Source organism: Pantoea stewartii (assembly GCF_011044475.1).
Taxonomy (GTDB): Bacteria; Pseudomonadota; Gammaproteobacteria; order Enterobacterales; family Enterobacteriaceae; genus Pantoea; species Pantoea stewartii.
The window spans coordinates 3,852,148-3,874,596 of the sequence record NZ_CP049115.1 but is presented as its reverse complement, the minus strand read 5'-3'; the positions used below and the strand labels follow the sequence as shown (position 1 = coordinate 3,874,596).

The following is a 22,449-nucleotide window of genomic DNA, read 5'->3' as shown; positions in this document are numbered from 1 at the left end:
ATGACTCCTGCAGGTAGGACGGCTTTCACTGATATTTGCGGCGCCATTATGCGTCAGTTTTGTGACACTTTTATGAAAAAGTTAGCCATAAAAACCGGCCTGCAACAACCATTTATGACAACATGACGACATGTTTTGTGGCTTTAGTGATGGAGCCAGTATAATTGCCGGGCGATTTGTTATGGCAGGGAGTGTTATGCGCATTATCCATACCGCGGACTGGCACCTGGGGCAGTTCTTTTACAACAAAAGCCGGGCCGCTGAGCATCAGGCCTTTCTGGACTGGCTGCTGGCCCGGATTGAAGAGCATCAGGTGGATGCGCTGATTGTGGCAGGTGATTTATTCGATACCGGCACACCGCCCAGCTATGCACGTGAAATGTTCAACCGCTTTGTGGTGGCGTTACAACCCAGCGGCTGTCAGCTGGTGGTGCTGGCCGGGAATCACGATTCGGTGGCTACGCTGAACGAGTCGCGTGAACTGCTCGCCTGCCTGAATACCCGCGTGATTACCACGCCGCAGGACGGGGACGATGTGCTGATGTTAACGACGCGTCAGGGCGAACCGGGCGCGCTGCTGTGCGCCATTCCTTATCTGCGGCCACGCGATATTATGCGCAGCCAGGCCGGCCAGTCAGGACGCGATAAACAGCGCAGCCTGCTGGAGGCCATTACCGCCCATTATCAGCGCAGTTTTGCTGCCGCGCAGGCGCTGAATCTGGCGCTTCCCATCGTCGCGACCGGCCACCTCACTGCTCTCGGCGTCAGCAAAAGCGACTCAGTGCGCGATATCTACATTGGTACACTGGATGCCTTTCCGGCCTCGGCCTTTCCGCCTGCGGATTATATTGCGCTGGGGCATATTCATCGTGCGCAGCGCGTGACCGACAGCGATCATATTCGCTACAGCGGTTCGCCGATTCCGCTCAGCTTCGATGAACTGGGCAGCGAAAAAAGTGTGTTCCTGCTGGATTTCAGCCCGTCAGGCCTGACGGTCACGCCCCTGACCATTCCCCTGTTCCAGCCAATGCAGGTCCTGAAAGGCTCGCTGGCGCAAATCACCCGGCAGCTCAGCCAGTTTTCTGCGCCTGACGGGACCAAACCTGTCTGGCTGGATATTGAAGTGACCACGCAGGAATATTTAAGTGATTTGCAGCGTCAGGTAGAAGCGCTGACAGCTTCCCTGCCCGTAGACGTTTTGCTGCTGCGCCGCAGCCGTGAACAGCGCCAGCACAGTCTGGCACAGCTGGATAAAGAAACCCTGAGCGAACTGAATGTGGAAGAAGTGTTTGCCCGACGACTGGCGCTGGATGACGCGCTGGACGCGGATCAGATTGCCCAGACCACCCTGCGGTTTAAACAGACGCTGGCGGATCTGGAGGAACAGCCATGAAAATTCTGACGCTGCGCTTCAAAAATCTTAACGCGCTCAAAGGTGAGTGGTTTATTGATTTTCGCACCGAGCCGTTTGCCAGCAACGGGCTGTTTGCGATTACCGGCGCGACGGGCGCCGGTAAAACTACGCTGCTGGACGCCATCTGTCTGGCACTGTATCACCAGACGCCGCGCCTGGGCGGCATCTCTCAGGGGCATAACCCCCTTATGACACGCGACTGTGCCGAGTGCCTGGCGGAGGTCGAGTTTGAAATTAAAGGCGAAGCCTGGCGGGCATTCTGGAGCCAGAACCGCGCGCGCGGCACCGCTGACGGTAAACTGCAGGCTCCCCGCGTTGAGCTGGCACGCTGCGCCGATAATCAGATTGTGGCAGATAAAGTGAGCGATAAGCTCAAACTTACGGAAACGCTGAGCGGGCTGGATTTTGCGCGCTTCACCCGCTCAATGATGCTGTCACAAGGCCAGTTTGCGGCGTTTCTTAACGCCAAAGCCAATGAGCGGGCAGAACTGCTGGAAGAACTGACCGGAACCGAAATTTATGGTCGTCTGTCCATGGCCGTGTTCGAACGCCACAAAGCGGCCAAAACGGCGCTGGAACTGTTACGCAGTCGGGCAGGCGGCATGGCGCTGCTTGATGAGGCAACCCGTACTGCACTGCACCAGCAAAAAAAGGCCCTCAGCGACACTGAACACCAGCTGACTGCCGCGCTTGCCGTGGCGCAGGCGCAGCAACAGTGGCAGCAACAGCATCAGCAGGCTATTGCGGATACAGAGCAGGCAACCGCGGCCCTCGCTGCGGCAGAGCACACCAGTCAGGCGGCAGAGCCGGATCGTCAACGTCTGGCGCGCAGTGAACCGGCGGAGAAACTGCGCGGTCCGTTGCAGCAACGTGACAGTCTGCTGGCCGAACGCAACGCGATGCGGGAACGTCAGCAGCAGCTCAGCCAACAGATGCACACGGCCACACAGGCGCATCATGTGTTGCAGCAACGCTATGCGGAAACGGACACGGCGCACGAACAGTGCCGACAGCAACAGCAGCAGCAGGAAACGCTGTTGACCGGGCAGGTCATTCCGCTTGATCAGTCTCTCTCTGCCTTATACGAGCACATTCAGCAGCTACAGCAGGATGCCGAACGGCAACAGCAACACTGCGCTCAGCGCGAAGCCGCGTTACACAGCGAAGCCCGCCAGGTGCGCCACCTGCAAGAGACGATTGCCCAACAGCATGCCCTACGTGAGCAGTTAGCTGACATGCCGCAATGGGGTGAACACCTTCCGATCTGGAAAGAGCGTTTTGCCCAACTGACCCGCTATGAAGCGGCACAGGCTGAGCTGGATCAGCAGATACAGCAGCAACAGCGCCACATTCATCAGCGCCAGGGGGATATTGAGCAGCTGGCACAGCAACTCACGCCACTGGATCAGGCCGCACAGCAGGCGCAGCAGTCCTTGTCTCAGGCTGAGCAAGCACTAACTTCCCTTCAGAACGCGCATCCACCTGAAGCCTTACGTCAGGCACTGAGCCAGCATCAGCAACAGCGCGAGGCGCGCCATGCGCTGACGATAGTGGCCGCGCAGTGGCAACCCCTGCATCAGCAGCGCACGCAGTACGAAAAACGCCTGCATGAACTTGAGACGGCTCAGCAGCAGGCTGAAAGCGCACTGCTGACGTTAAGAGAAGCCTGGCGACGGGAAAAACAGCAGCTCAGCGACGTAGAGAAAATTTGCCAGCTCGAAAGCCAGATTGCTGACCTGGAACAGTACCGCGCCCGGCTTGAAGCCGGGCAGCCCTGCCCGTTGTGCGGTGCCTGCGAGCATCCTGCGGTCGAAACCTATCGTGCTCTGGAAGTTAGTGCTAACCAACAACGTAAAGCCGAGCTGCAAAAACAGGTAGACGCGTTGAGTGAAACCGGGACGGCAAAGAAGGAGCAGATAAAGCAGCTACAGGCTCAACAGCAATCCCTGCGTGAAGAAATCACGGGTCTGACCCAACAACTTGATGCCCTTTCTCAACAATGGCAGGAACTGAGCAGTGAGCTGGCGCTCACCTTCCCGCTGACAGATACGGATGCAAGGATCGCGTGGCAGCAGGCGCAAAATCGCCACGAGCAGACGCTTACGGCCCGGCTTGACGCACTGGAGCAAGCCGAGCGCGCGGTGCTGGCGGCCAAAGATCACCACCTGCGGCAGCACCAGACATTACAACAGCATCAGCAAACGCTACTGTTGACTCAGCAGCAACTGGAAAGCCAGCACCAGGCGCTTCAGGCGTTACAGCAACAGCAGCGTCAGGCCGCAGAAAACGGCCAGCAGCTGGAAGCCGCGCTGGCACAGCAGTTCAGCGACGTGGCGTTGTCTTTACCTGAACGTACGGCGCGCGACAGCTGGCTGGCAACCCAACAAGAGCGCTGGCAGCGCTGGCAAGAGAGTGAGCGGTTGCTTGCTAACCTGCAGCCGCAACTCGCACGGGCGGAAACACAGGCTGACGCGCTGCAACAGCAGTTACAGCTTGAGCAGCAACGCCTGGATCAGCAGCGGCAGCAGCTCACCGCGTTACAGCAGCAGGCACATGAAAAACAGCAGCAGCGTCAGGCCCTGTTTGGCGATTGCGATGTGGCTCAGGCGCGCCAGCAGATGCAGGCGCTCGTCGATCAGCACGAGGCGCAACTTACGCAGCAGCGCAACGCACTGCATCAGTCACAGGCAGAGGTCAGCCGTCTTAATGGCCAGTTGACGCTGCTGGAAAGCCAACTGCAGAGCCTGTCCGGGCGCGTCACGGAAGCAGAACAACGCTTCAGCGCCGCGCTGGCGGCGGCCGAATTCGCTGATGAAACGCACCTGCGCGCGGCATTGCTGGATGAACAGGCGGCGCAGCAACTGCGTCAGCAGCTTCAGCAGATTGACCAGCACCGTCTGCACCAGCAGGCACGCCTGGCAGAACTGCAGCAGCGGCTGGCGGCACATCAGCAGCAAAAACCGGCTTTGATGCCGGATTCACCGAACGTGCTGGCGGCAGAACTGGCGCGCTTACAGCTGTCCCTGCGTGAAAATGCAAACCAGCAGGGCCAGGTACAGCAGCAGTTAGACAGCGATGCCAGCCTGCGAAACCAACAGCAAACGCTGCTGGCGCGTATTGCGCAGGATGAGACGGCGTTAGCGCAATGGACCCTGCTTAACGATCTTATTGGCTCGGCAACGGGCGATAAATTCCGGCGCTTTGCCCAGGGGCTTACGCTCGATCACCTGGTGGCCCTGGCCAACCGTCAGTTAGATCGCCTGCACGGTCGCTACTTTTTACAGCGACGTGCCAGCGATGTGCTGGAACTGGATGTGGTGGATACCTGGCAGGCCGACAGCGCCCGCGATACGCGCACGCTGTCCGGCGGAGAAAGTTTCCTGGTGAGCCTGGCGCTGGCGCTGGCACTGTCTGACCTCGTCAGCCATAAAACCCGCATTGAGTCGTTATTTCTGGATGAGGGCTTTGGTACGCTGGATGCCGAAACGCTGGACACCGCTCTGGATGCCCTGGATGCGCTTAACGCCAGTGGCAAAACTATTGGCGTCATCAGCCATGTTGAAGCCATGAAAGAGCGCATTCCCGTTCAGATTAAGGTACGCAAAATGAATGGCCTGGGTTACAGCACCCTTGACATCCCCGGCCAGTAAGAGGTTAACCATGTTGAGATGGACCGGTATTTTCGCGGTTGCCCTGCTGCTTTTAGCAGGCTGCAGCCAGCCGCACGGCGCTGAGGCCAGGCACTGCGCGCCGAACATGACGCAGACTCAGTGCCAGGCCGTCGACCACTATATCGCGCAGGTGAATGCCGTGGTGATGCGCAATTTTCATCACGCGCAACGTTACGCAGGCCAGCGCTGCCTGGTGACGGCACAACGCCGCGCGGACGGCCGCTATAGCGTCATGCGCACAGAAGGAAATGAATCGTTATGCCTGAGCGCCTGGCAAAGCGTGAGTAGCGCGCGTGATATGCCCCTTCCGCCTCAGGGCGCGCCCCGGCAATGGGTATTTGCTTTTGCCCCGTAACCATAACGCGGCAGCACGCGCCATCGCGGCCTGAACGTGAATGCGGATGCGCCCTTTCGGAAAGTCCTGAACCGGCGGTACAGCCTGACGGTGATCAAGCCTGAAAACTGGCGGTTCACCGTCCACAACGGATTACTCAGGCCAGAGCCAGGCGGCTCCGCGAACACCGCTCGAATCCCCGTGTACGGCTTTCAGTACCGGCGTTTCACATTCGCCGCCAAATACCCATTTTTTCATCAGTGTGGGGACGGTCTGGTACAGACGATCCACGTTGCTCATACCGCCGCCCAGAACAATCACATCCGGATCGATCAGGTTAACCACCTGGGCCAGCGATTTGGCCAGGCGCATTTCGTAGCGGCTCATAGCCAGTTCCGCCACCGGATCCTGCTGTGCCAGCAGGTGAACAATCTCGGCACCTTTGCGTGTAACGCCGCTCAAACGCTGATAGTCAGTGGCAAAGCCGGTGCCCGAGACAAAGGTTTCAATACAGCCCTGTAGTCCGCAATAACAGGGCACTTCAGCGCGATAGCGCAGTTCATCTTCGTCCATCCACGGCAGCGGATTGTGGCCCCATTCGCCCGCATTACCATTGCCACCGATACGGGATTCACCGTTTATCGCCACGCCCGCCCCCGAACCGGTGCCAATAATCACTCCAAAGACCAGCGGCTTACCGGCACCCGCGCCGTCAACGGCTTCGGATACGGCCAGACAGTTCGCGTCGTTGGCAATGCGGACGTCACGATTCAGCGCGTGCGCCAGATCCTTGTCCAGCGGCTGTCCGTTAAGCCAGGTTGAGTTCGCGTTTTTTACCCGCTGCGTGTAGGGCGAAAGCGTGCCGGGAATACCGAGGCCTACCGTGCCCGTCTGTCCGGTCTTTTCTTCCGCCAGACGCACCAGATCGACAATAGCCTGTACCGTAGCGGCATAGTCGTTTCGGGGCGTGGAAACCCGATGGCGAAACAGCTCGCTTCCCTCGCTGGACAACGCAATCACTTCTGTTTTGGTGCCGCCCAAATCAATGCCGATGCGCACGGTTTATTCCTCATTATTCGTTAGGGGATTCTTACACTAAAAGGCGATGCCCTTAAAGGCAATGAAACCGCATCGATGTTTCGCTATCATGCGCACACTTAGTGAGATTTGTGCGCCCGATCGCGCCACGGTAAGGAATCCTGATGTTGTGGTTTAAAAATATGATGGTTTATCGTCTGAATCGTGACATTCCGTTGTCCGCAGACGACATGGAAAAACAGCTTGAGGCATTCACCTTCTCGCCTTGTGGCAGCCAGGACATGAGCAAGACCGGTTGGGTGTCACCGATGGGAAACCGCAGCGACGCGCTGACCCATGTGAATAACGGTCAGATTGTCATCTGCGCGCGCAAAGAAGAGAAAATTTTGCCTTCACCGGTGGTGAAGCAGGCGCTGGAAGCCAAAATTGACAAGCTTGAGGCAGAACAGAGCCGTAAGCTGAAAAAAACCGAAAAAGATTCGCTCAAAGATGAAGTGCTGCACAGCCTGTTGCCGCGTGCCTTCAGCCGTTTCAGCCAGACGTTTATGTGGATCGATACCGTTAATAATCTGATCATGGTGGACTGCGCCAGCGCGAAAAAAGCCGAAGATACGCTGGCCCTGCTGCGTAAAAGCCTGGGTTCACTGCCGGTCGTACCTCTGACGCTGGAAAGCCCGATTGAACTGACGCTGACCGAGTGGGTACGTTCCGGCGATCTGCCCGCAGGCTTTGCCCTGATGGATGAAGCCGAGCTGAAAGCGATTCTGGAAGACGGCGGCGTGATTCGCTGTAAAAAACAGGACCTGGTATGCGACGAAATCGCCAACCATATCGAGGCCGGCAAGCTGGTGACAAAACTGGCGCTCGACTGGCAGGAACGGATTCAGTTCGTCCTGTCGGATGATGGTTCCGTGAAGCGCCTGAAATTCAGCGATACGCTGCGTGATCAGAACGACGATATCGATCGGGAGGATTTTGCTCAGCGCTTCGATGCCGACTTTATCCTGATGACCAGCGAACTGGCCGCTCTGACCAGTAATCTGATTGAAGCGTTGGGTGGTGAGGCTCAGCGGTAAAACAGGCGGCCGCAAAAGATGCGGCCGTTTTTTTCAGTCTTTCAGATAGCGGCAAAGATAAGAGCTGGGCTCGCCTACCTGCAGATGAAACTCGCTGTGACCCGGCACGTTAAATACCGATCCCGCCTCGAACCATTTCCACTCTGTTTCCCCCGGCAGCAACACTTTCATTGATCCACTGACCACGGTCATCTCTTCCGGCTGGGCAGTGCCAAAGGTGTATTCGCCTTCTGCCATCACACCAACGCTGGCACGACCGGTGCTCGCACTGTCAAAACCGATGGATTTAACTTTTCCGTCAAAATACTCACTTACGTTGAGCATAAATCTTCCTCACAGCACATTAGGGTGACTGGCAGTGTAGAAGCGAACTTGCTGATCTGTCACGCGAAATAATGAGCGAATGTGATCGCTGGCGGTGACAAGGGACGGGGATAAGACGGGCGCGCATCGACGGCATCCTTGCCAGCGCGACGGCTTACTCTTTTTCTACATCTTCGTAACGTTGTTTCGCATCATGCGCTTCCTGCTCTGAATCGTGCTCACTGATGAGTGAATCCGGCTTCGGATGATCGGCTCGCAGTTGCCAGGACGTGACTTTTTTACCTTCGGGGCCTTTTTCCACGGTCACAACGCGCGCTTCTCTGGGGTAAGGAGGTCTTGACGGCATCATTTGTCCCTCTTGGCTGAATGACATTCCACACGACAGGCGGTTGCCCGTCATGGAATAAGTATAGTCAAAAAGGCGTAAATCGCGGCGGGAAGGAGATAAATCTGACGGTTAGCTGGCGCGTGCCAGCGATAACGACTGCAGAATTTGCTCAACAACGCGCTCCGGCGGCTGCATCGCGTCCACTTCATGATGAGCGGCCATACGGTACAGGTGGGCACGGGCGCGCAGCACCTCTGTCATCTCTTCTGCGATGGGCCGTCCGGTCAGCGTCGGGCGCTGCGCAGCTTCAGGCTGGCTTTCCAGACGTCGCGCAAGCACCTCAGAAGGCGCACTTAACCAGATAACCTGACCATGTTCGCGCATATAGCGGCGGTTGACCTCTGCCAGCACCATGCCACCACCGGTCGCGATGATGGTTGAGGGCGCCGTCACGGCTTTCAGCGACTCGGTCTCCCGCGCACGAAAGCTTTCCCAGCCTTCCGCCGCGACAATTTCAGCCACGGTACGCTGGGTCGTGAATTGCAGGTGGTGATCGGTATCGCGGAAGGCATAACCCAGCGCATGAGACAGGGCTTCACCGATGGTGGTTTTTCCGCAGCCGCGCGCACCAATCAAAAAAATGGACAAGGACATCTGGGCACTTCCTCCGCCGTACAGCCCATAACAGCTGCAGGTCTGGCTTAAATAATACGCGCATCATAGCGGGAAATGATGGCGGCCTCTACCCATTGAGCGTATTTTACGCACAGTCAGACAACCCATTGCATTAAGCTTTTTATAAACAATGAATTAACCATGCACATTTTGTGCATGAACACCGTATTTTTGTCTCTGCAACATTTGCTTACCGCCACGAATTTACATTGCTGCTCATCGCCCCCATATACTGTTTACAGTCGCAACGGGAGAGTAATCATGCAACGCGAAGAACAACAACTGATTGAAAATCTGTTCAGCCGTTTGAAACAAGCGGAAAGCCAGACAGCGGCGCGCGATGCTGCTGCCGAACAACTCATCAAACAACACCTGCAGGAACAACCAGGCGCGCCCTACTACATGGCGCAGGCCATTCTGATTCAGGAAGCGGCCCTTAAAAAACTTAATGAACGTATTAAGGAACTGGAAAACCAGCTGGCGCAACAACAGGCGCAGCAGCAGCCGAAGAGCAGCGGTGGATTTTTATCCAGCCTGTTTGGCGGCGGCAGCGCCCAACCGCAGCCAGCTCAGCCGCAGTGGAACAGTGCGCCGCAACAGGCACCGCAACCGCAGCAACCTTATGCCAGCGCCCCGGCGCCACGTGGCAGCGGCTTCCTGGGCGGCGCCCTGCAAACCGCCGTTGGGGTGGCAGGTGGTGTGGTCATGGCCGATATGCTGACCAGCATGTTCCATCATTCTCAGCCGCAGGAAATCGTTAACATCATCAACGAGCAGCCGTTGCCGCAGGTGGACGACAGTCTGAATACCTTCAACGGTGGCAACGATCAGTCGTTCCTTGACCAGAACGGGGCGGATAATCAGTCGTTCCTGGATCAAAGTAACGGCTGGAGTGATTCCTACGCCGGCAACGGCGACCTGAATGATTTTGGCGGCAATGACTTCGACGACGACGACAACTTCGTCTGATTTAGCGCTGGCGTTGTCGGAGCCAGCTGTCTAGTTCATTGGCAAACTGCTGGCGGTCCCGTGGGCTTAATGCGGCGGGGCCGCCTGTCTGAACACCGCTGGCGCGCATGGTGTCCATAAAATCGCGCATGGTCAGTCGTTCGCGAATGGTTGCTGGTGAATAGCGCTCCCCGCGTGGATTCAAGGCTGCCGCGCCCTTCTCAATCACTTCCGCGGCCAACGGAATATCGGCCGTAATCACCAGATCGCCGACGTTTACGCGCTTAACAATCTCATTGTCCGCCACATCAAATCCCGCAGGCACCTGCAGTGTTCGCAGCCAGGGCGAAGGTGGCACCCGCAGGGACTGGTTAGCCACAAAGGTCACCACGGTTTGCGTTCTGTCCGCTGCCCGGTACAGCACGTCCTTAATCACGTTAGGACAGGCATCAGCATCAACCCAGATAGCCATCGTTATTCCTTGTTCTGCAAAAGAGTGACGATGGTAACCTGTTTTGCTGATCGGGTTGAGTGAAAAACACAGTCCTCTTTAACGCAGAACCTGCTTTAGCCGACCTGGCTGCACCGCCCCTGCGCCTTAATACGCAGCGCACCGCGCCATGTCCTGGCACGGTTAAACGCCTCCGGTCAGCGGGGTGACAGCAGGTCGTTCAGCACGGGGCTAACTTGTTATTAATTCTGTCTGCAGTAAGCTACATCGTTGATATATGTAAACAGCAAAGGAGACGGTGATGCAGGAAAAGAAAATCGGATTTATTGGCGGAGGCAACATGGCCAAAGCCATCATTGGCGGCCTGATAAACAGCGGGCAAGTTGCACCGTCAGCGATCTGGATTTATGACCGTAAAGCCAGCACTAATCAGGAAATGGCCGAACAATACGGTATCCATGCGGCTGAGAGCGCAGAAGCGCTGGCGCAGCATGTTGATGTCCTGTTTGGTGCGGTAAAACCGAATGTCATCCTCAGAATTCTGAATGATCTCGCCACCTGCATGAAAAAAGAGACGCTGGTTGTCTCCATTGCAGCAGGCGTTACCCTGGACAATCTGGCCTCCGTACTGGGACACGATCGAAAAATCATTCGGGCCATGCCGAATACCCCGTCTCTGGTGGGAGAAGGGATGACCTCGGTCACGCCCAATGCGCTGGTTGAACAGAGCGAACTCGATGAGGTCGTTGCAATGTTTAAAAGCTTTGGCCAGGCGGCGGTAGTGGATGAATACCTGATTCATTCCGTGGTGGGCGTGAGTGGTTCGGCACCGGCTTACGTGTTTATGTTCATTGAAGCCATGGCCGATGCTGCGGTGGCAGGTGGCATGCCGCGGGCGCAGGCCTACCAGTTTGCGGCACAGGCCGTAAAAGGTTCGGCACAGATGGTACTGGAGACCGGCAAACACCCGGGCGAGTTAAAAGATATGGTCTGCTCGCCGGGCGGCACCACGATAGAAGCGGTCAAAGTTCTGGAAGAAAAAGGTTTTCGCTCCGCCGTGATTGAGGCGATGCAGCAGTGCATGGCGAAATCAGAGAAGCTGAGCCGCAGTTAACCCGCGGCGTCTGGCAACGGCAGTGCGCGTTGCCAGACGCCTCCCCACTAGCCGGCGGAACGGTAGTCCTGATAAAGCGCCAGCGCCTGCTTCACCGTCATGGGTTGCTGCATGTTGTCAACCAGCGCGGCGGTCAGAGTGTAAAGGCCACAGGAGAAAACCGCCGCCAGTTGCCCTTCTTTGCCATAAAACGCCATGAATTCCTTTTCTTCCAGCGAGCCCACCGACTGGTAGTCATCCCAGTCCGCCGCATGGCCAAGATATTCATAGCGCGTACCGTAGTGCGCGGTCCAGAAAAACGGCACCCGATCAAAGTGACGGATATTGCCCAGCATATTGATGGCCGCTGTCTGTCCTTGTTGTTCGGCAACACGAAAGTGTTCGATTCGCAACGGCCCCTGGGGAGAAGGATACGTGGCGATATCGCCTGCCACCCAGACATTCTCGGCCACCCGGAGTTGTTCGTCCGTTTGCAGGCTGCCATCCTCCAGCAGCGGCAAATCATGAATAAAGTGTGTGGCGGGTTTAACGCCGGTCGCAAACAGCACCACATCGGCGGCAATATGCTTGCCCGTTTTTAGTCGTACCGCGTTAACATGGTCTTCGCCCAGCAGGGCATCGATCTCGCCTTCGATAAACTTTACGCCGTTCGCCTGATGGAGCTGATAAAAATAGCGACCCACGGCTTCGCCAAACTGTTTCGCAAACGGCAGCGGATGACGCGCAATGACGGTGACATCAATGTCGCGATTACGCAGTGAGGAGGCCAGTTCCATGCCGATAAAGCTGTTGCCGATAATGACAATCTGTTGAGTGTCATCGACCGCCTGCAGTAAGTCTGCGGTGTGCTGTTTACTGCGCAGGATATGAACGCCAGCCAGATCGCGCCCGGCCAGCGCAGGTTTGACGGGCGCGCCACCTGTGGCAATCAGGAGCTTATCGAATTGCAGCGTCGTACCGTCAGCAAATATTATCCGGTGCTGATGGTTATCAATCCGCTCCACGCGCTTTTGCAGGCGTTCTACGTGCGCCATGATGTCCTCACCCAGCAGTGAGGGCACCTCATCGATGTCCATTTTGCCCGAGGGGACAAATTTGGTTAACGCCGTGCGATCATAGGGTGCATCAGGCTCCTGCTCAATCAGGATCAGCCGCCCTTTAAACCCCTCGTGACGTAACCGCCATAGCGCCGCACTCCCGGCTGCGCCACCACCCAGCACGACAAAGACCGGCGCAGCGGCTCCACTGCCTATCGCAGTCGCAGGCGACATGGCTTTGGGATTCACCAGAACCGCCTCGTTTTCAATGCGCACGGGATACTGTTTGAGATCGGCCAGCGCGAGCGGCTCACACATTTTGCCACTGTCCAGTTCAAAAGTGGCTTTATGCCAGGGACAGATCAGCCGGTTTTCACAAATGGCACCCTGCTCAAGGGGTGCGCCGGCATGGGGACACTTCGCCTGGTAAGCGTGTACGTTGTCGCCATCACGAATTAACAGCAGCTCTGTTTCCCCGAGCTTTTTTTTAACCGGCTGGCGGTGCGGTAAATCCTTCAGAGCGACCACAAATTGATAGTTCACGACATAGCTCCTTCTCCGACTGTCACGGCTGAACGCGCAGATCAACAGGGCTTCTGCGCAAATGCCTGTAAACAGTAAGTGTGGCAAAGGATCGGCCAGACTTCGGTTTTAACGTCAGGATTTTTTGCTAACTGTTTGTTTAAGCGGAAATTAAAAATACGTGAGGATGTGACAGCGCAGGCAGGAGAAAACTAAAGCGGCCACCGAAATGGCCGACCGAACGTTAACTTTTCTTCAGACACTGACTCATGAAGGTTTTGCGTGCTTCCCCCGTCAGCTTTTTATCACCGGCCTGCAGATTACAGGTTTTCATTTTTACCTGCTGCGGCGACATGTCGGCGACCTTACTGTCCTTTTTCAGGCAATCGCTCATAAATTTCTTTCGCACATCGCCTTTCAACGCTTGTGACGTGGCATGTTCATTACACATGGCCATTTTTTGCTGTTGTGCCGTTTTTTCAGCCGCACTGGCGCTGCCGCCCACCAGTAAGCCTGCTAACACTAGCGTCATTAAACCGCGTTTCATTGTATTCACTCCCTCTTGATGAAAACAGATTAATTCTGGCACGTTACACGCTATACGGAATACGTTTATCAGGGAATAAGGCAGATATCGCAAATCTGAATTGTCGGTGGCACTTTTCAGATACGCGGACGATTAAGTAAGCGCGTGACATAACGTTTTAGCAGGACCGTATTTTTATCATTATGATCTACATCGGCATTCATCATGGCGGTTTCAATACTGCTGACGATAGCGTGATGCTGCTCGGGTGGAAGCAAACGCAGCATCGCGGTAACCACGATTTCCAGCGCTTCGATCTGTGCAACCTGCTCTTTTGACGCCTCTTCTTTTTCTGCCAGGGTGATTAGCAACTCAGCAATCAGGTTTTTCATGCCGGGGCCCCTTCGTGTAAGACAAATAAAAATTAGCATTCGTCAGATTAAAAAACAAAGTGATTTTTCAGCCCGCTTTGCGCCCGACTCAGGCCATTTTGTCGCTACGGTTTTATTGCATTTATTTTGCCGGAAAACGAAACGTTGTTATCGCAATGAAATAACACGCTGACTCACTCAGTCGAAATAAAATAAAGATTCCCGGCTGGCTTTTTTTAGCAGAGATTCTTTTCTTACAAGCGATAACGGCCGTTTTCATTCCCGTTAACGTGAGAAAAATCTCCCCGCGATTGCGGGCAGTCGGTCCCCCTGTTCCTTAACCTTCCACCTGGACAACAGGATGCCTCCCGGCCCGATAATGACGGGCTACTCAGCCCTTTGGCTGCGCCAAAAACGCACCTGATTCAGTGCAACAGCTTGTCTTTCATCAAGATAATCTGAAAAAATGCCTTATTGCATATTAGCACTATTCGATTTTCACTCATCACATCTGAAAAATATTTCAGGCTGTTACTGACAATCCTCTCTGGCCCACCTATGTTTAAAAAACCGCCAGGTACGGGCGGGACGTTGGCTGTTCTGACCAACGAAACGCTCCCGATAAAACCCTTGCCGTTCTTTCCGGGAGCCCATCATTCAGTAGCTTCTGCCTGCTGCGCCGTTGCGCACCGGGCAAAGGGTCTGTTTGCGGAGACGGGGAATGAGCGTCCAATCTAATAGTGCCAGTCGTGCTATCACTGATTACTTCAACAGCCCGGACTGGAACGTGCTGCCGGAGTCCGATCTGCTGGCCGTTATCCTGCGTGAACTGATGGAAGCAGGCCAGCCGACAACGAATAAGGCAATAATCGCACGCGTCATTAATAAACTGGAGTTTGAAGGGGATGAGCAGCGCCTGCAGCGTTACCGGGGTTTACTGGCCCAGTTGATGGAAGCGCGGCCACGTGAGTAGGCCGCCTTTATGCTATTTCACCCAACGGAGCTGACGGGCTTCACTTACACTGGCACGGCCGCTGCTGCGTTGAAACAGGCAGAGTTCACGCCCACGCCGGTTTTTCATTTGCTTCTGTGGGTAATGCCCCTCAAGTAACAAGGCGCTGTAACCCACGCTGTCATCATAGTCGATGGGCTGTCCCACGATTTTTACCTTACTTAGCGTACTGGCATTAATACAGGCCTGCCGCATGACCTGTTGGTTTTCCTGCCATGCCGTCGGGCTGGAAGCCAGTGCGACCGGACTGATCAGCAACAGTAATGACAGTGAGAGGCGTGGACGAGAGTACATGCGTTGCTCCTTCCAGACTGAGCCAGAAAAAAATTCCCGCCAGAGCGGGAATAAACAAGACGAGCATTGCAAATTGATGTGACGAGGAAATCCCGATCCTGCTGGCTCAGTGCGACCAGACGACCACAGGCTGAAGACAGCAGAATACCGGCCTTATCTTCCTCTGTTCCCATGACACCTCAATGACAATGCGCGGTTTATTTAACGCTTAACCACAATAGACCTGGGTGATAGTACCGCTTTTGTCTGCCAGAAAGTTCAGGCGGGCGAAATTAAAATCCATCGTGACGGCAGAATTCCACGGAATGGCGCGCACCTTCTGACTGAAACGCTGTTGCTCAAGGGCGGACAGCGGTTTGCCGACAAAGTTTTGGTAATGAGAGGCACCGCAACTGTCCGCTTCCTTGCCGGGCGGGACGGCTGCCGTATCAGGCTGCGTGGTGGACTGACAGGCCGTCAGCAGTAAGAAGCCGGTTGCCACCAGCACTTTTCCGTAATGATTCACGTATGTTCTCCTGTAACCGTGTTAAACCCTGACCTGAAGCGTAACAAGCCCCACCACCGGGTTGAATCGTTAAAATCAAGCGATTCACACATTATTAAGCATTAAATGCTGCCTTATTGCCAAATAACCAGTGTAAAGGCACTTACCGTTCAGAATTTCAAATACAAGGCGCTAACCTTACTAAGAATTATCTTAGGAGGCTACTATGGAACTTGTGATTTTTATCTGCTTTGCCGTCGTGATGACACTGATTGCGGTTCGGGTGCGATAAGCGGCCCGTTTGCGGGTGCGGTTTCACGTCTGACAGGCTGGGCGACCTGACAGGCGACAGAGTGTAACGCAGGCAAGGTACTGATTTTTAACTGATTAACCCAGACTCATTTACGTAGCGTAATAAACAGCTAACATTGTGTGATCGGCTCTCTCGACAGCGATTTGAGGCATTGCTACTATGCGTTTATCTTCGCTGGCTGGGTCGCCTATGAACACCAATTCCGACAGAGTGACGTTGACACTGTTTTATGTCGGCAGCTTTGTTGTTTATTACCTCGTTACCATGTTGATTACCCTGTTTCCTAATTACGGTATTCTGCGTAATGACGGTTTACTGGTGCCTGTGCTTTGCCTGTTTGAATTTGCCGTTATCTATCCGCTGTATCGCTTTTATTGCCAGCGTCGTACCGATATTCCTCTGGGCTTTTTGCGTTCCGGTCAGACTTTACTGTTTATTGGCGCGCTGTTTATTTTAATGGTGGCACAAACGCAGTATTTGCAGCCGGAAGGCTGGCTGGTCGCACAAACTCAGCAGGGGCCCAGTTCGATGCTTATCCTGCTGTTGACCGCCGTCTTACTGGCTCCTGTGTTTGAGGAAGTGTTGTTTCGCGGCTTTTTATTACAGGGATTTCTGTTGTGGGCACCTAACAGCCGTTTTGCCTGTGTATTACTGACCTCGTTACTGTTTGCGCTCATGCATACGCAATATGTCCACTGGGAAACGGTAGTGGCGCTGACGCTGTTTTCTATGCTGCTTTGCTACGCCCGGCTGCGCAGCAATACGCTGGCCCTGCCGGTCTTTCTGCATACGCTGAATAATCTGATTGCGATTCTGCCTGCCTGGTATTTCGCCTGATCCCGCTACCCTTTTTGTTACCAGGTCATCACTAACCTGCGTAAAATCAGCGTGTATCTTTTACTAACAGGGAGGGATGGTCAGAAAGCCCATGATTACCATGCTGGATGTGGCCCGCAAGGCCGGCGTCTCTAAAGCCACCGTCTCGCGCGTGCTGGCGGGAAATCGCTACGTCAGTAAGAGTACGCAACAGAAGGTCTTTCAGGCTGTGGCGGAAACCGGTTATCGCCCTAACCTGCTGGCGCGTAGCCTGGCGACGCAGAAATCCCAGAATATCGGGCTTATCGTTACCCATTCTTTATTCAATGGGCCTTACTTCAGCGAATTGCTGTTTCAGGCTGCTACGTTGGCGAATAACTATGGCCGGCAGCTTATTCTGGCGGATGGTAAAACCAGCGCTGACGATGAACGTGCCGCCATTGAGTTTCTGCTCGACCTGCGCTGTGACGCCATCATTATCTATCCCCGTTTTCTGGATACCGCTGCGCTGGATGCCATTATTGAGCAGCACGCCATTCCCGTTATGGTGGTGAATCGTCAGTTGCAGCGTCATCCGGCACACTGCGTCTGGGCCACCCATCAGCAGAATACCTTTCAGGCCACCCGCTATTTGATTACGCGCGGCCATTACGACATCGCTTTCATTACGGGTCTGGCAGGCTCACCGACCGCTGCGGCCCGCCTGGCCGGTTATCAGCAGGCGCTTGACGAGCATGGCTTAGCGGACCGTGCGCTGATCGTGCAGGGTGCATGGACGCCCGCCAGCGGCATGGCGGCGGCAAAAACGCTGCTTGAATCGGACATGCCATTTAGTGCACTGATGGCCAGTAATGACGATATGGCTATTGGGGCCGCGCTGGCGCTGAACGCTGCGGGCAAACGGCTGCCGGAGGATGTCTCCCTGCTGGGCTTTGATGATATTCGTATGGCGGAATTTTTTCTGCCGCCGCTCACCACGGTACATGTGCCGGTCGCAGAGATGATTCAGCACACGCTGGCGCAGCTGGTGGCGATGCTGGAAGGGGAAGCGGTCACGGCCTTGCCGCCGTTTAGCGGCCACCTGATCGAACGGGCCTCGGTCACTGACGGGCCTTATAAACAGTAAGGCGCGGCATCCCTGCCGCGCACCATCAGTAGTCGACTGAATCGTTCAGCGTTGCGCCATTACTGCGAATCAGTTTCTGGTACCAGAAAAAACTCTTCTTACGGTAACGTGCCAGATCCTTTAAATCTTTTTCATCGCGGTTGACGTAAATAAAGCCGTAACGCTTGTTGATGCCCTGATGCGTACTTACCAGATCTATTGCCGACCAGGGACAATAGCCAAACAGTTCCACCCCATCGGCAAGTGCCAGCTGCAGTTGCGCAATGTGTTCGCGCAGATACGCAATACGGTAATCATCATGTACCTTATTATCGGCCTCCAGCCGATCAAAGGCACCCAACCCGTTTTCGGTCACGATAAGCGGCAAAGCATAGCGGGCATAAATCTGGCGCGCCGTAATGCGAAAACCCACCGGATCGATATACCAGCCGAACTGATTTTGCCGGAGATGCGGATTGTCACATCCCACATAAACCGACCGATCAATGCCCGCCATTTGCTGATCGGGCCGAGGTTTATTTTCGCTTTGCTCACCCTCGCCTTCGGCTCCCACCGTCGCGGACGCATAATAATTAAAGGCGATAAAATCCGGCTTGCCTGCGGCGATGATGGCCATGTCATCGTCTTCGATCGTCGGTAACCAGCCGCGCTGCCTCAGGAAAGCCCAGACCACGGCGTTATAGCGACCATGGACCGCCAGATCCAGATAGAGCCAGTTGCGAATTGCAGAGAAATTGTCGGCTGCCAGCACATCTTCCGGCCGCGCACTGGCGGCATAGACGCAGGAGATATTGGGTGCCGGGCCAATTTTGGCATCCGGCAACCGTTCATGGCAGGCGATCATCGCTTTTGCCTGTGCCAGCATCATATGGTGATTCTGCTGATACAGCGTTTTCTGCGGATCGGCGGTGCCGGGTGGCAACGTACCAATCACATCGCCCTTGAGGATCATCATGTTCTGTTCGTTGATGGTCAGCCAGTACTTAACCTGACGACCATAGTGCTCAAAGCAGGTGATGGCAAAACGCTCAAAGGCCGCCACTGTACGCCGTGAAGACCAGCCGCCCGCCTGCTGCAACGCCCAAGGCAAATCAAAATGATAAAGGGTGACCAGCGGCGTAATGCCGTACCGACAGAGTTCATCGATCACCTGCTGATAAAAAGCCACGCCCGCCGGGTTCAACGCACCATCGCCCTCCGGATAAAGACGGCTCCAGGCAATGGAAAAGCGGTAGGTTTTTAACCCCATCTCCGCCAGCAGCGCGATGTCCTCTCTGAAACGATGATAGTGATCGCTGCAAACGGTAAAATCGGTAAGGTCCTGATGGAAGGTTGCCTGGTCAATGACGGAAGGCCCTTTGCCCTCTTCATTCCAGGCCCCTTCAACCTGATAAGCTGAGGTGGACGCGCCCCAGAGAAAGTCCCTGGGAAACGCGGGCAATGTCGAATGTTGCATATAACCTCCTGTTTAACGTGCGGCTAACTCCCGGCGCAGTTGAATGATCTCCTCAGCCAGTTCGCGACAGAGCATTGCGTTCATCAGGTGGTCCTGAGCATGGACCATAATCAGACTGACCGGAATCTTTCCGCTGCCCTCATCAGCGCCAATGAGCTGCGTCTGCGTTTGATGGGCTGCTTTGGCCGCCGCGGTTGCGGCACTGAGCATACTGTCCGCCTGCGCCCAGTTTTGCTGCCGCGCCGCCCGCAACGCCTCCATCGAACAGGAGCGAGCTTCGCCTGCCTGGATAATCAGTTCGATTACCGTGCTTTCATCGATTTCCATGGGTTACTCCTTAACCGGTTGCGCTGCGGCAGAGGGTTGCTCTTGCTGCAGCAGTTGACGCTCGTACATTTTGAAAAACGGGTAGTAGATCAGCGTGGCAATAGTGACCAGCACGGCAATTAACACAATGACGCGCCAGTCCCAGCCGGTTGACCAGGCGGCCCCAATGGGGGCGGGCGTCGTCCACGGAGCCAGTGAGATCACGTGATTAATCAGGTTCGTTTTGGTGGCGATCCAGGCAATGACGGCGTTGACTAACGGGGCAAGAATAAAAGGGATAAACAGAATGGGGTTCATCACGACCGGTGAACCAAAAATGACCGGTTCGTTGATGTTGAACATGCTGGGCACCACACTCAGTTTTCCAATCGATCGCAGATGTGCTGACTGACTGCGTAAGTAAAGCAACACCAACCCCATCGTCGAACCGGAGCCACCGATAACAATAAAAAACTGCCAGAAGGGTTCAATAAACACGTGGCTGATGGGTTCTCCCGCGTTCAGCGCCTGCTGATTCAGACCGAGATTGGTCAGCCAGAAAGCCTGCAATATGCCCCCGACAATCACCGCCCCATGAATGCCTGCAAACCACAGCAGATGGCACAGCAGTACCGCCACCAGCACGGCAGGCAGTGAATCAGAGGCAGAGATGATCGGCGAGAAAATAGCCATGATGGCCTGAGGCAGCAACATGCCGAACTGCGCCTGTACCCACAGGCTCAGGGGAAACAACGTGATAAAAATCGTGATAATCGGGATGAGCAAATCGAACGACTGACGGATCTTCGGCGGCACCTGCTCGGGCAGTTTGAAACCGATGTTGTATTTCTGCAGAACGTGCATCAGCTCGGTCGCAAAGAGCGCGACCAGAATGGCGGTAAAAATGCCCTCCCCGCCCAGCGAACCAACCGGCAACGTTTTGCCGCTCTGCGGTGCCGCCACCACCAGAAACGCCATCAGCGACAGACTGGCCGCCATAAAGCCATTCATCTTATAACTGTTCGCCAGGTTATAGGCGATGGCACTGGCGATATAGAGCGCCATAATGCCCATCGTCATGTTGTACGGCATCATGATTTGTTCTTCATGCGCCTTTACCATGCCCAGCCACCACTGTGCGAACGCCCAACTGCTGTCTGCCGAAAAAGGCGGATGAGCAAACAACAGCATAAACGAGCCCACGATCAGAAACGGCATGGAGGCAATAAATCCGTCCCGGATAGCGATGACATGACGCTGGCTGGAAAGACGGCCCGCCAGTGGGCTAATACGGTTTTCGATGACGCCGAATAGAGATTCACTGAAGTGGCTCATTGCCTGACTCCTTGCTGAGGCAAAAGAGAATAACCTGCCTGACGCAGTGCGGGTTTCGCGTGATATATCCCGGACCTCCCTGGTGTCAGGTATGAATAAGCTTTAGTGCGTCGCTTAATATTTTTTCACCATTCATCATGCCGTAATCCATACTGTTGATGACCGCAACCGGCTTGCTGTATTGCTGGGCGATCGGTTGAAAATCGGCCAGCTTGTATTTGATTTGTGGCCCGAGCAGACAGCAGTCGTAATCGGCGATATCGTCTCTAAACTCTTCAATCCCCACAGCTTTTATCTCGACGTCCAGCCCTTGCTGTTGCGCCGCCTTTTCCATTTTCTGCACCACCATACTGGTGGACATGCCCGCAGCACAGCACAGTAAAATCTTCGTCATGGTGTATTCCTCTTTGTAGTGAATGATTAACGAATACACAGGGTGAAAATTTTCTGCAACCGGTTTCAGATTTGCGTATCAGAAGTGTGAGAAGTATCAAAAAGCGAGCATTAAAGAGGTTCGGGGCGAATAAACACCTGAATAAGCCTTATCAGGAAGCCCGTTTCTCGTCATGCTGAGGCAATAAAACGGCGGTTCACTCAGCCATATCGTCGGCGCTGTCCATCGCAGTGATGGGTAAGAATTCACTGCCTGATAAGCGGGTAACGCGTATAATTGCTCAGAGCAATCCGATACCGACTGCCGTAACACGGGCGTCCGGCGGCAATTAGCTATACTGGTGATATATAAAGGAACACTCACCCTTCTCGCAGTACGCGGACCGGGATAAGGAGTCGGTTATGTTAATTGGTTTTGTGTTATTGGTCAGCGCGTGTGGACACGATGCCTGTGAAGCTTTACCGGTATCGGAACGCATTTATCCGACGAAAACCGCCTGTGAAGTCATGGCAAATCGTATCCATAAAGTGCGTCCTAACGTCGTGCTGATATGTGGCGAAGTGCATCGTTAAGAAAGCGGTACAGGGCGAATGGCACAAAAAGTAGCCGATGACATTGCAAGGTTGCCGCTTAACGTTCAAAATATAAGCTGTTCTACACCAACACAGTTGTGAATCCCATGAAAAGTAGTCGTCCCCGCCGTCCTACCGGGCGTTGGGTTTATTACATTTTGTATGAAGGCATTCTGTGGCCCTGTCCGGTTCGCTGGGAATGGGAAAGCGGATACGGTGGCTGGCTGCCGTTTTACTACTCACCTACGTTTGAGTTTGTCGCGGGCGATCCCGGCAAGGCGTACCGTATTGCGCGCACGGATGTACGTGTGAAGCGGAGTGAAGAGATTTACGCCTGATTGCTGTCATGCATTCCATGGCAGCCACGAGGCGGTAAGAAGGAAACAGATTACCTCCAGCAGCAGTACCACCATCAGCAACACGCCGAGTTTGTGGCGCGACAGCCAGGTTTTCAGCCCCATAGCATTGCGGCCCTGTGGATCAGCAGCAGTCCGCCACCCATGCTCAGCAAA

At 54.9% G+C, this 22,449-nt stretch carries 25 protein-coding genes; 11 read left to right on the top strand and 14 right to left on the bottom strand.

Annotation, left to right across the window (positions count from 1 at the left end):
* Positions 1-196: 196 nt before the first annotated feature.
* Genes sbcD through G5574_RS18200 form a run of 3 tightly spaced genes read left to right on the top strand, consistent with a single transcriptional unit; the run spans position 197 to position 5,440 of the window.
* A complete protein-coding gene (gene sbcD, locus G5574_RS18210) occupies positions 197-1,393 on the top strand; it encodes an exonuclease subunit SbcD (RefSeq protein ID WP_164483011.1) in 1,197 nt (398 codons plus the stop codon).
* Positions 1,390-5,064 (top strand): SbcC/MukB-like Walker B domain-containing protein, encoded by a 3,675-nt coding sequence (locus G5574_RS18205; RefSeq protein WP_164483010.1) that lies wholly within the window; start codon positions 1,390-1,392, stop codon positions 5,062-5,064. The genes sbcD and G5574_RS18205 overlap by 4 nt, the downstream gene beginning before the upstream one ends.
* A gap of 10 nt (positions 5,065-5,074) precedes the next feature.
* Entirely contained in the window at positions 5,075-5,440 is a 366-nt protein-coding gene (locus G5574_RS18200) for a cell envelope integrity TolA family protein (RefSeq protein WP_164483009.1), read from the top strand.
* A 132-nt stretch (positions 5,441-5,572) separates the two neighbouring features.
* Here G5574_RS18200 and mak read toward each other — a convergent pair whose 3' ends face one another.
* A complete protein-coding gene (gene mak, locus G5574_RS18195) occupies positions 5,573-6,478 on the bottom strand; it encodes a fructokinase (RefSeq protein WP_006117580.1) in 906 nt (301 codons plus the stop codon).
* 143 nt (positions 6,479-6,621) lie between these two features.
* Between mak and rdgC the strand changes: the two genes are divergently transcribed.
* Entirely contained in the window at positions 6,622-7,533 is a 912-nt protein-coding gene (gene rdgC, locus G5574_RS18190) for a recombination-associated protein RdgC (protein ID WP_033738615.1), read from the top strand.
* 33 nt (positions 7,534-7,566) lie between these two features.
* Here rdgC and ppnP read toward each other — a convergent pair whose 3' ends face one another.
* The 3 genes from ppnP to aroL all read right to left on the bottom strand — a co-directional run bounded on the left by ppnP (position 7,567) and on the right by aroL (position 8,839).
* Complete coding sequence (gene ppnP / locus G5574_RS18185; RefSeq protein WP_006117582.1) at positions 7,567-7,857, bottom strand: pyrimidine/purine nucleoside phosphorylase; 291 nt, start codon at positions 7,855-7,857, stop codon at positions 7,567-7,569.
* 154 nt (positions 7,858-8,011) lie between these two features.
* Entirely contained in the window at positions 8,012-8,203 is a 192-nt protein-coding gene (locus G5574_RS18180; RefSeq protein WP_006117583.1) for a YaiA family protein, read from the bottom strand.
* Positions 8,204-8,314: 111 nt separating this feature from the next.
* A complete protein-coding gene (aroL, locus tag G5574_RS18175) occupies positions 8,315-8,839 on the bottom strand; it encodes a shikimate kinase AroL (protein WP_006117584.1) in 525 nt (174 codons plus the stop codon).
* A gap of 282 nt (positions 8,840-9,121) precedes the next feature.
* Between aroL and G5574_RS18170 the strand changes: the two genes are divergently transcribed.
* Positions 9,122-9,829, top strand: a complete 708-nt coding sequence (locus tag G5574_RS18170) for a DUF2076 domain-containing protein (RefSeq protein WP_164483008.1) — start codon at positions 9,122-9,124, stop codon at positions 9,827-9,829.
* 1 nt (position 9,830) lies between these two features.
* Here G5574_RS18170 and G5574_RS18165 read toward each other — a convergent pair whose 3' ends face one another.
* On the bottom strand, positions 9,831-10,280 hold the full coding sequence (locus G5574_RS18165) for a YaiI/YqxD family protein (RefSeq protein WP_006117586.1): 450 nt from the start codon (positions 10,278-10,280) through the stop codon (positions 9,831-9,833).
* A 280-nt stretch (positions 10,281-10,560) separates the two neighbouring features.
* Between G5574_RS18165 and proC the strand changes: the two genes are divergently transcribed.
* Positions 10,561-11,373 carry a pyrroline-5-carboxylate reductase gene (gene proC, locus G5574_RS18160; RefSeq protein ID WP_164483007.1) on the top strand — a complete coding sequence of 271 codons (813 nt, stop codon included), beginning with the start codon at positions 10,561-10,563 and terminating at the stop codon, positions 11,371-11,373.
* A 47-nt stretch (positions 11,374-11,420) separates the two neighbouring features.
* On the opposite strand, the gene G5574_RS18155 is transcribed toward proC, so the two are convergent.
* From G5574_RS18155 to iraP, 3 genes are all read right to left on the bottom strand, one after another.
* Positions 11,421-12,953, bottom strand: coding sequence for an FAD-dependent oxidoreductase (locus G5574_RS18155; RefSeq protein ID WP_058708266.1), 1,533 nt, complete (start codon positions 12,951-12,953; stop codon positions 11,421-11,423).
* 223 nt (positions 12,954-13,176) lie between these two features.
* Complete coding sequence (locus G5574_RS18150) at positions 13,177-13,479, bottom strand: PsiF family protein (protein ID WP_164483006.1); 303 nt, start codon at positions 13,477-13,479, stop codon at positions 13,177-13,179.
* A gap of 116 nt (positions 13,480-13,595) precedes the next feature.
* Positions 13,596-13,850: an anti-adapter protein IraP gene (gene iraP / locus G5574_RS18145; protein ID WP_006117590.1), complete on the bottom strand. Its 255-nt coding sequence runs from the start codon at positions 13,848-13,850 to the stop codon at positions 13,596-13,598.
* A 700-nt stretch (positions 13,851-14,550) separates the two neighbouring features.
* Here iraP and G5574_RS18140 point away from each other — a divergent pair.
* Entirely contained in the window at positions 14,551-14,802 is a 252-nt protein-coding gene (locus G5574_RS18140; protein ID WP_006118140.1) for a biofilm development regulator YmgB/AriR family protein, read from the top strand.
* Positions 14,803-14,814: 12 nt separating this feature from the next.
* On the opposite strand, the gene G5574_RS18135 is transcribed toward G5574_RS18140, so the two are convergent.
* The gene (locus G5574_RS18135) at positions 14,815-15,135 is read right to left on the bottom strand and encodes a hypothetical protein (protein ID WP_006118139.1); all 321 of its coding nucleotides are present in this window, start codon (positions 15,133-15,135) and stop codon (positions 14,815-14,817) included.
* 208 nt (positions 15,136-15,343) lie between these two features.
* On the bottom strand, positions 15,344-15,640 hold the full coding sequence (locus G5574_RS18130; protein WP_033738606.1) for an I78 family peptidase inhibitor: 297 nt from the start codon (positions 15,638-15,640) through the stop codon (positions 15,344-15,346).
* A gap of 481 nt (positions 15,641-16,121) precedes the next feature.
* On the opposite strand from G5574_RS18130, the gene G5574_RS18125 reads away from it, so the two are divergent.
* Both G5574_RS18125 and G5574_RS18120 read left to right on the top strand, forming a co-directional pair.
* A complete protein-coding gene (locus tag G5574_RS18125; RefSeq protein WP_033738779.1) occupies positions 16,122-16,769 on the top strand; it encodes a CPBP family intramembrane glutamic endopeptidase in 648 nt (215 codons plus the stop codon).
* Between the two features lie 91 nt (positions 16,770-16,860).
* Positions 16,861-17,874, top strand: a complete 1,014-nt coding sequence (locus G5574_RS18120; RefSeq protein ID WP_164483005.1) for a LacI family DNA-binding transcriptional regulator — start codon at positions 16,861-16,863, stop codon at positions 17,872-17,874.
* 25 nt (positions 17,875-17,899) lie between these two features.
* Here G5574_RS18120 and G5574_RS18115 read toward each other — a convergent pair whose 3' ends face one another.
* The 4 genes from G5574_RS18115 to G5574_RS18100 all read right to left on the bottom strand — a co-directional run bounded on the left by G5574_RS18115 (position 17,900) and on the right by G5574_RS18100 (position 21,365).
* The gene (locus G5574_RS18115) at positions 17,900-19,330 is read right to left on the bottom strand and encodes a glycoside hydrolase family 1 protein (protein WP_058708263.1); all 1,431 of its coding nucleotides are present in this window, start codon (positions 19,328-19,330) and stop codon (positions 17,900-17,902) included.
* Between the two features lie 12 nt (positions 19,331-19,342).
* On the bottom strand, positions 19,343-19,657 hold the full coding sequence (locus tag G5574_RS18110) for a PTS lactose/cellobiose transporter subunit IIA (RefSeq protein ID WP_006118134.1): 315 nt from the start codon (positions 19,655-19,657) through the stop codon (positions 19,343-19,345).
* Between the two features lie 3 nt (positions 19,658-19,660).
* Positions 19,661-20,971: a PTS sugar transporter subunit IIC gene (locus G5574_RS18105; protein ID WP_033738601.1), complete on the bottom strand. Its 1,311-nt coding sequence runs from the start codon at positions 20,969-20,971 to the stop codon at positions 19,661-19,663.
* A gap of 85 nt (positions 20,972-21,056) precedes the next feature.
* A complete protein-coding gene (locus G5574_RS18100) occupies positions 21,057-21,365 on the bottom strand; it encodes a PTS sugar transporter subunit IIB (RefSeq protein WP_006118087.1) in 309 nt (102 codons plus the stop codon).
* A gap of 401 nt (positions 21,366-21,766) precedes the next feature.
* Here G5574_RS18100 and G5574_RS18095 point away from each other — a divergent pair, with 401 nt between their 5' ends.
* Both G5574_RS18095 and G5574_RS18090 read left to right on the top strand, forming a co-directional pair.
* A complete protein-coding gene (locus G5574_RS18095; protein ID WP_006118086.1) occupies positions 21,767-21,937 on the top strand; it encodes a hypothetical protein in 171 nt (56 codons plus the stop codon).
* Positions 21,938-22,044: 107 nt separating this feature from the next.
* Positions 22,045-22,275: a hypothetical protein gene (locus G5574_RS18090; RefSeq protein ID WP_006118085.1), complete on the top strand. Its 231-nt coding sequence runs from the start codon at positions 22,045-22,047 to the stop codon at positions 22,273-22,275.
* The last annotated feature ends 174 nt before the right edge of the window (positions 22,276-22,449 follow it).

Bases quoted from the DNA above. Each gene is read 5' to 3' on its own strand.
- sbcD (WP_164483011.1), top strand. From the start codon at position 197: ATGCGCATTATCCATACCGCGGACTGGCACCTGGGGCAGTTCTTTTAC.
- G5574_RS18205 (WP_164483010.1), top strand. From the start codon at position 1,390: ATGAAAATTCTGACGCTGCGCTTCAAAAATCTTAACGCGCTCAAAGGT.
- G5574_RS18200 (WP_164483009.1), top strand. From the start codon at position 5,075: ATGTTGAGATGGACCGGTATTTTCGCGGTTGCCCTGCTGCTTTTAGCA.
- rdgC (WP_033738615.1), top strand. From the start codon at position 6,622: ATGTTGTGGTTTAAAAATATGATGGTTTATCGTCTGAATCGTGACATT.
- ppnP (WP_006117582.1), bottom strand. From the start codon at position 7,857: ATGCTCAACGTAAGTGAGTATTTTGACGGAAAAGTTAAATCCATCGGT.
- G5574_RS18180 (WP_006117583.1), bottom strand. From the start codon at position 8,203: ATGCCGTCAAGACCTCCTTACCCCAGAGAAGCGCGCGTTGTGACCGTG.
- aroL (WP_006117584.1), bottom strand. From the start codon at position 8,839: ATGTCCTTGTCCATTTTTTTGATTGGTGCGCGCGGCTGCGGAAAAACC.
- G5574_RS18170 (WP_164483008.1), top strand. From the start codon at position 9,122: ATGCAACGCGAAGAACAACAACTGATTGAAAATCTGTTCAGCCGTTTG.
- G5574_RS18165 (WP_006117586.1), bottom strand. From the start codon at position 10,280: ATGGCTATCTGGGTTGATGCTGATGCCTGTCCTAACGTGATTAAGGAC.
- proC (WP_164483007.1), top strand. From the start codon at position 10,561: ATGCAGGAAAAGAAAATCGGATTTATTGGCGGAGGCAACATGGCCAAA.
- G5574_RS18150 (WP_164483006.1), bottom strand. From the start codon at position 13,479: ATGAAACGCGGTTTAATGACGCTAGTGTTAGCAGGCTTACTGGTGGGC.
- iraP (WP_006117590.1), bottom strand. From the start codon at position 13,850: ATGAAAAACCTGATTGCTGAGTTGCTAATCACCCTGGCAGAAAAAGAA.
- G5574_RS18140 (WP_006118140.1), top strand. From the start codon at position 14,551: ATGAGCGTCCAATCTAATAGTGCCAGTCGTGCTATCACTGATTACTTC.
- G5574_RS18135 (WP_006118139.1), bottom strand. From the start codon at position 15,135: ATGTACTCTCGTCCACGCCTCTCACTGTCATTACTGTTGCTGATCAGT.
- G5574_RS18125 (WP_033738779.1), top strand. From the start codon at position 16,122: ATGAACACCAATTCCGACAGAGTGACGTTGACACTGTTTTATGTCGGC.
- G5574_RS18120 (WP_164483005.1), top strand. From the start codon at position 16,861: ATGATTACCATGCTGGATGTGGCCCGCAAGGCCGGCGTCTCTAAAGCC.
- G5574_RS18115 (WP_058708263.1), bottom strand. From the start codon at position 19,330: ATGCAACATTCGACATTGCCCGCGTTTCCCAGGGACTTTCTCTGGGGC.
- G5574_RS18110 (WP_006118134.1), bottom strand. From the start codon at position 19,657: ATGGAAATCGATGAAAGCACGGTAATCGAACTGATTATCCAGGCAGGC.
- G5574_RS18105 (WP_033738601.1), bottom strand. From the start codon at position 20,971: ATGAGCCACTTCAGTGAATCTCTATTCGGCGTCATCGAAAACCGTATT.
- G5574_RS18100 (WP_006118087.1), bottom strand. From the start codon at position 21,365: ATGACGAAGATTTTACTGTGCTGTGCTGCGGGCATGTCCACCAGTATG.
- G5574_RS18095 (WP_006118086.1), top strand. From the start codon at position 21,767: ATGTTAATTGGTTTTGTGTTATTGGTCAGCGCGTGTGGACACGATGCC.
- G5574_RS18090 (WP_006118085.1), top strand. From the start codon at position 22,045: ATGAAAAGTAGTCGTCCCCGCCGTCCTACCGGGCGTTGGGTTTATTAC.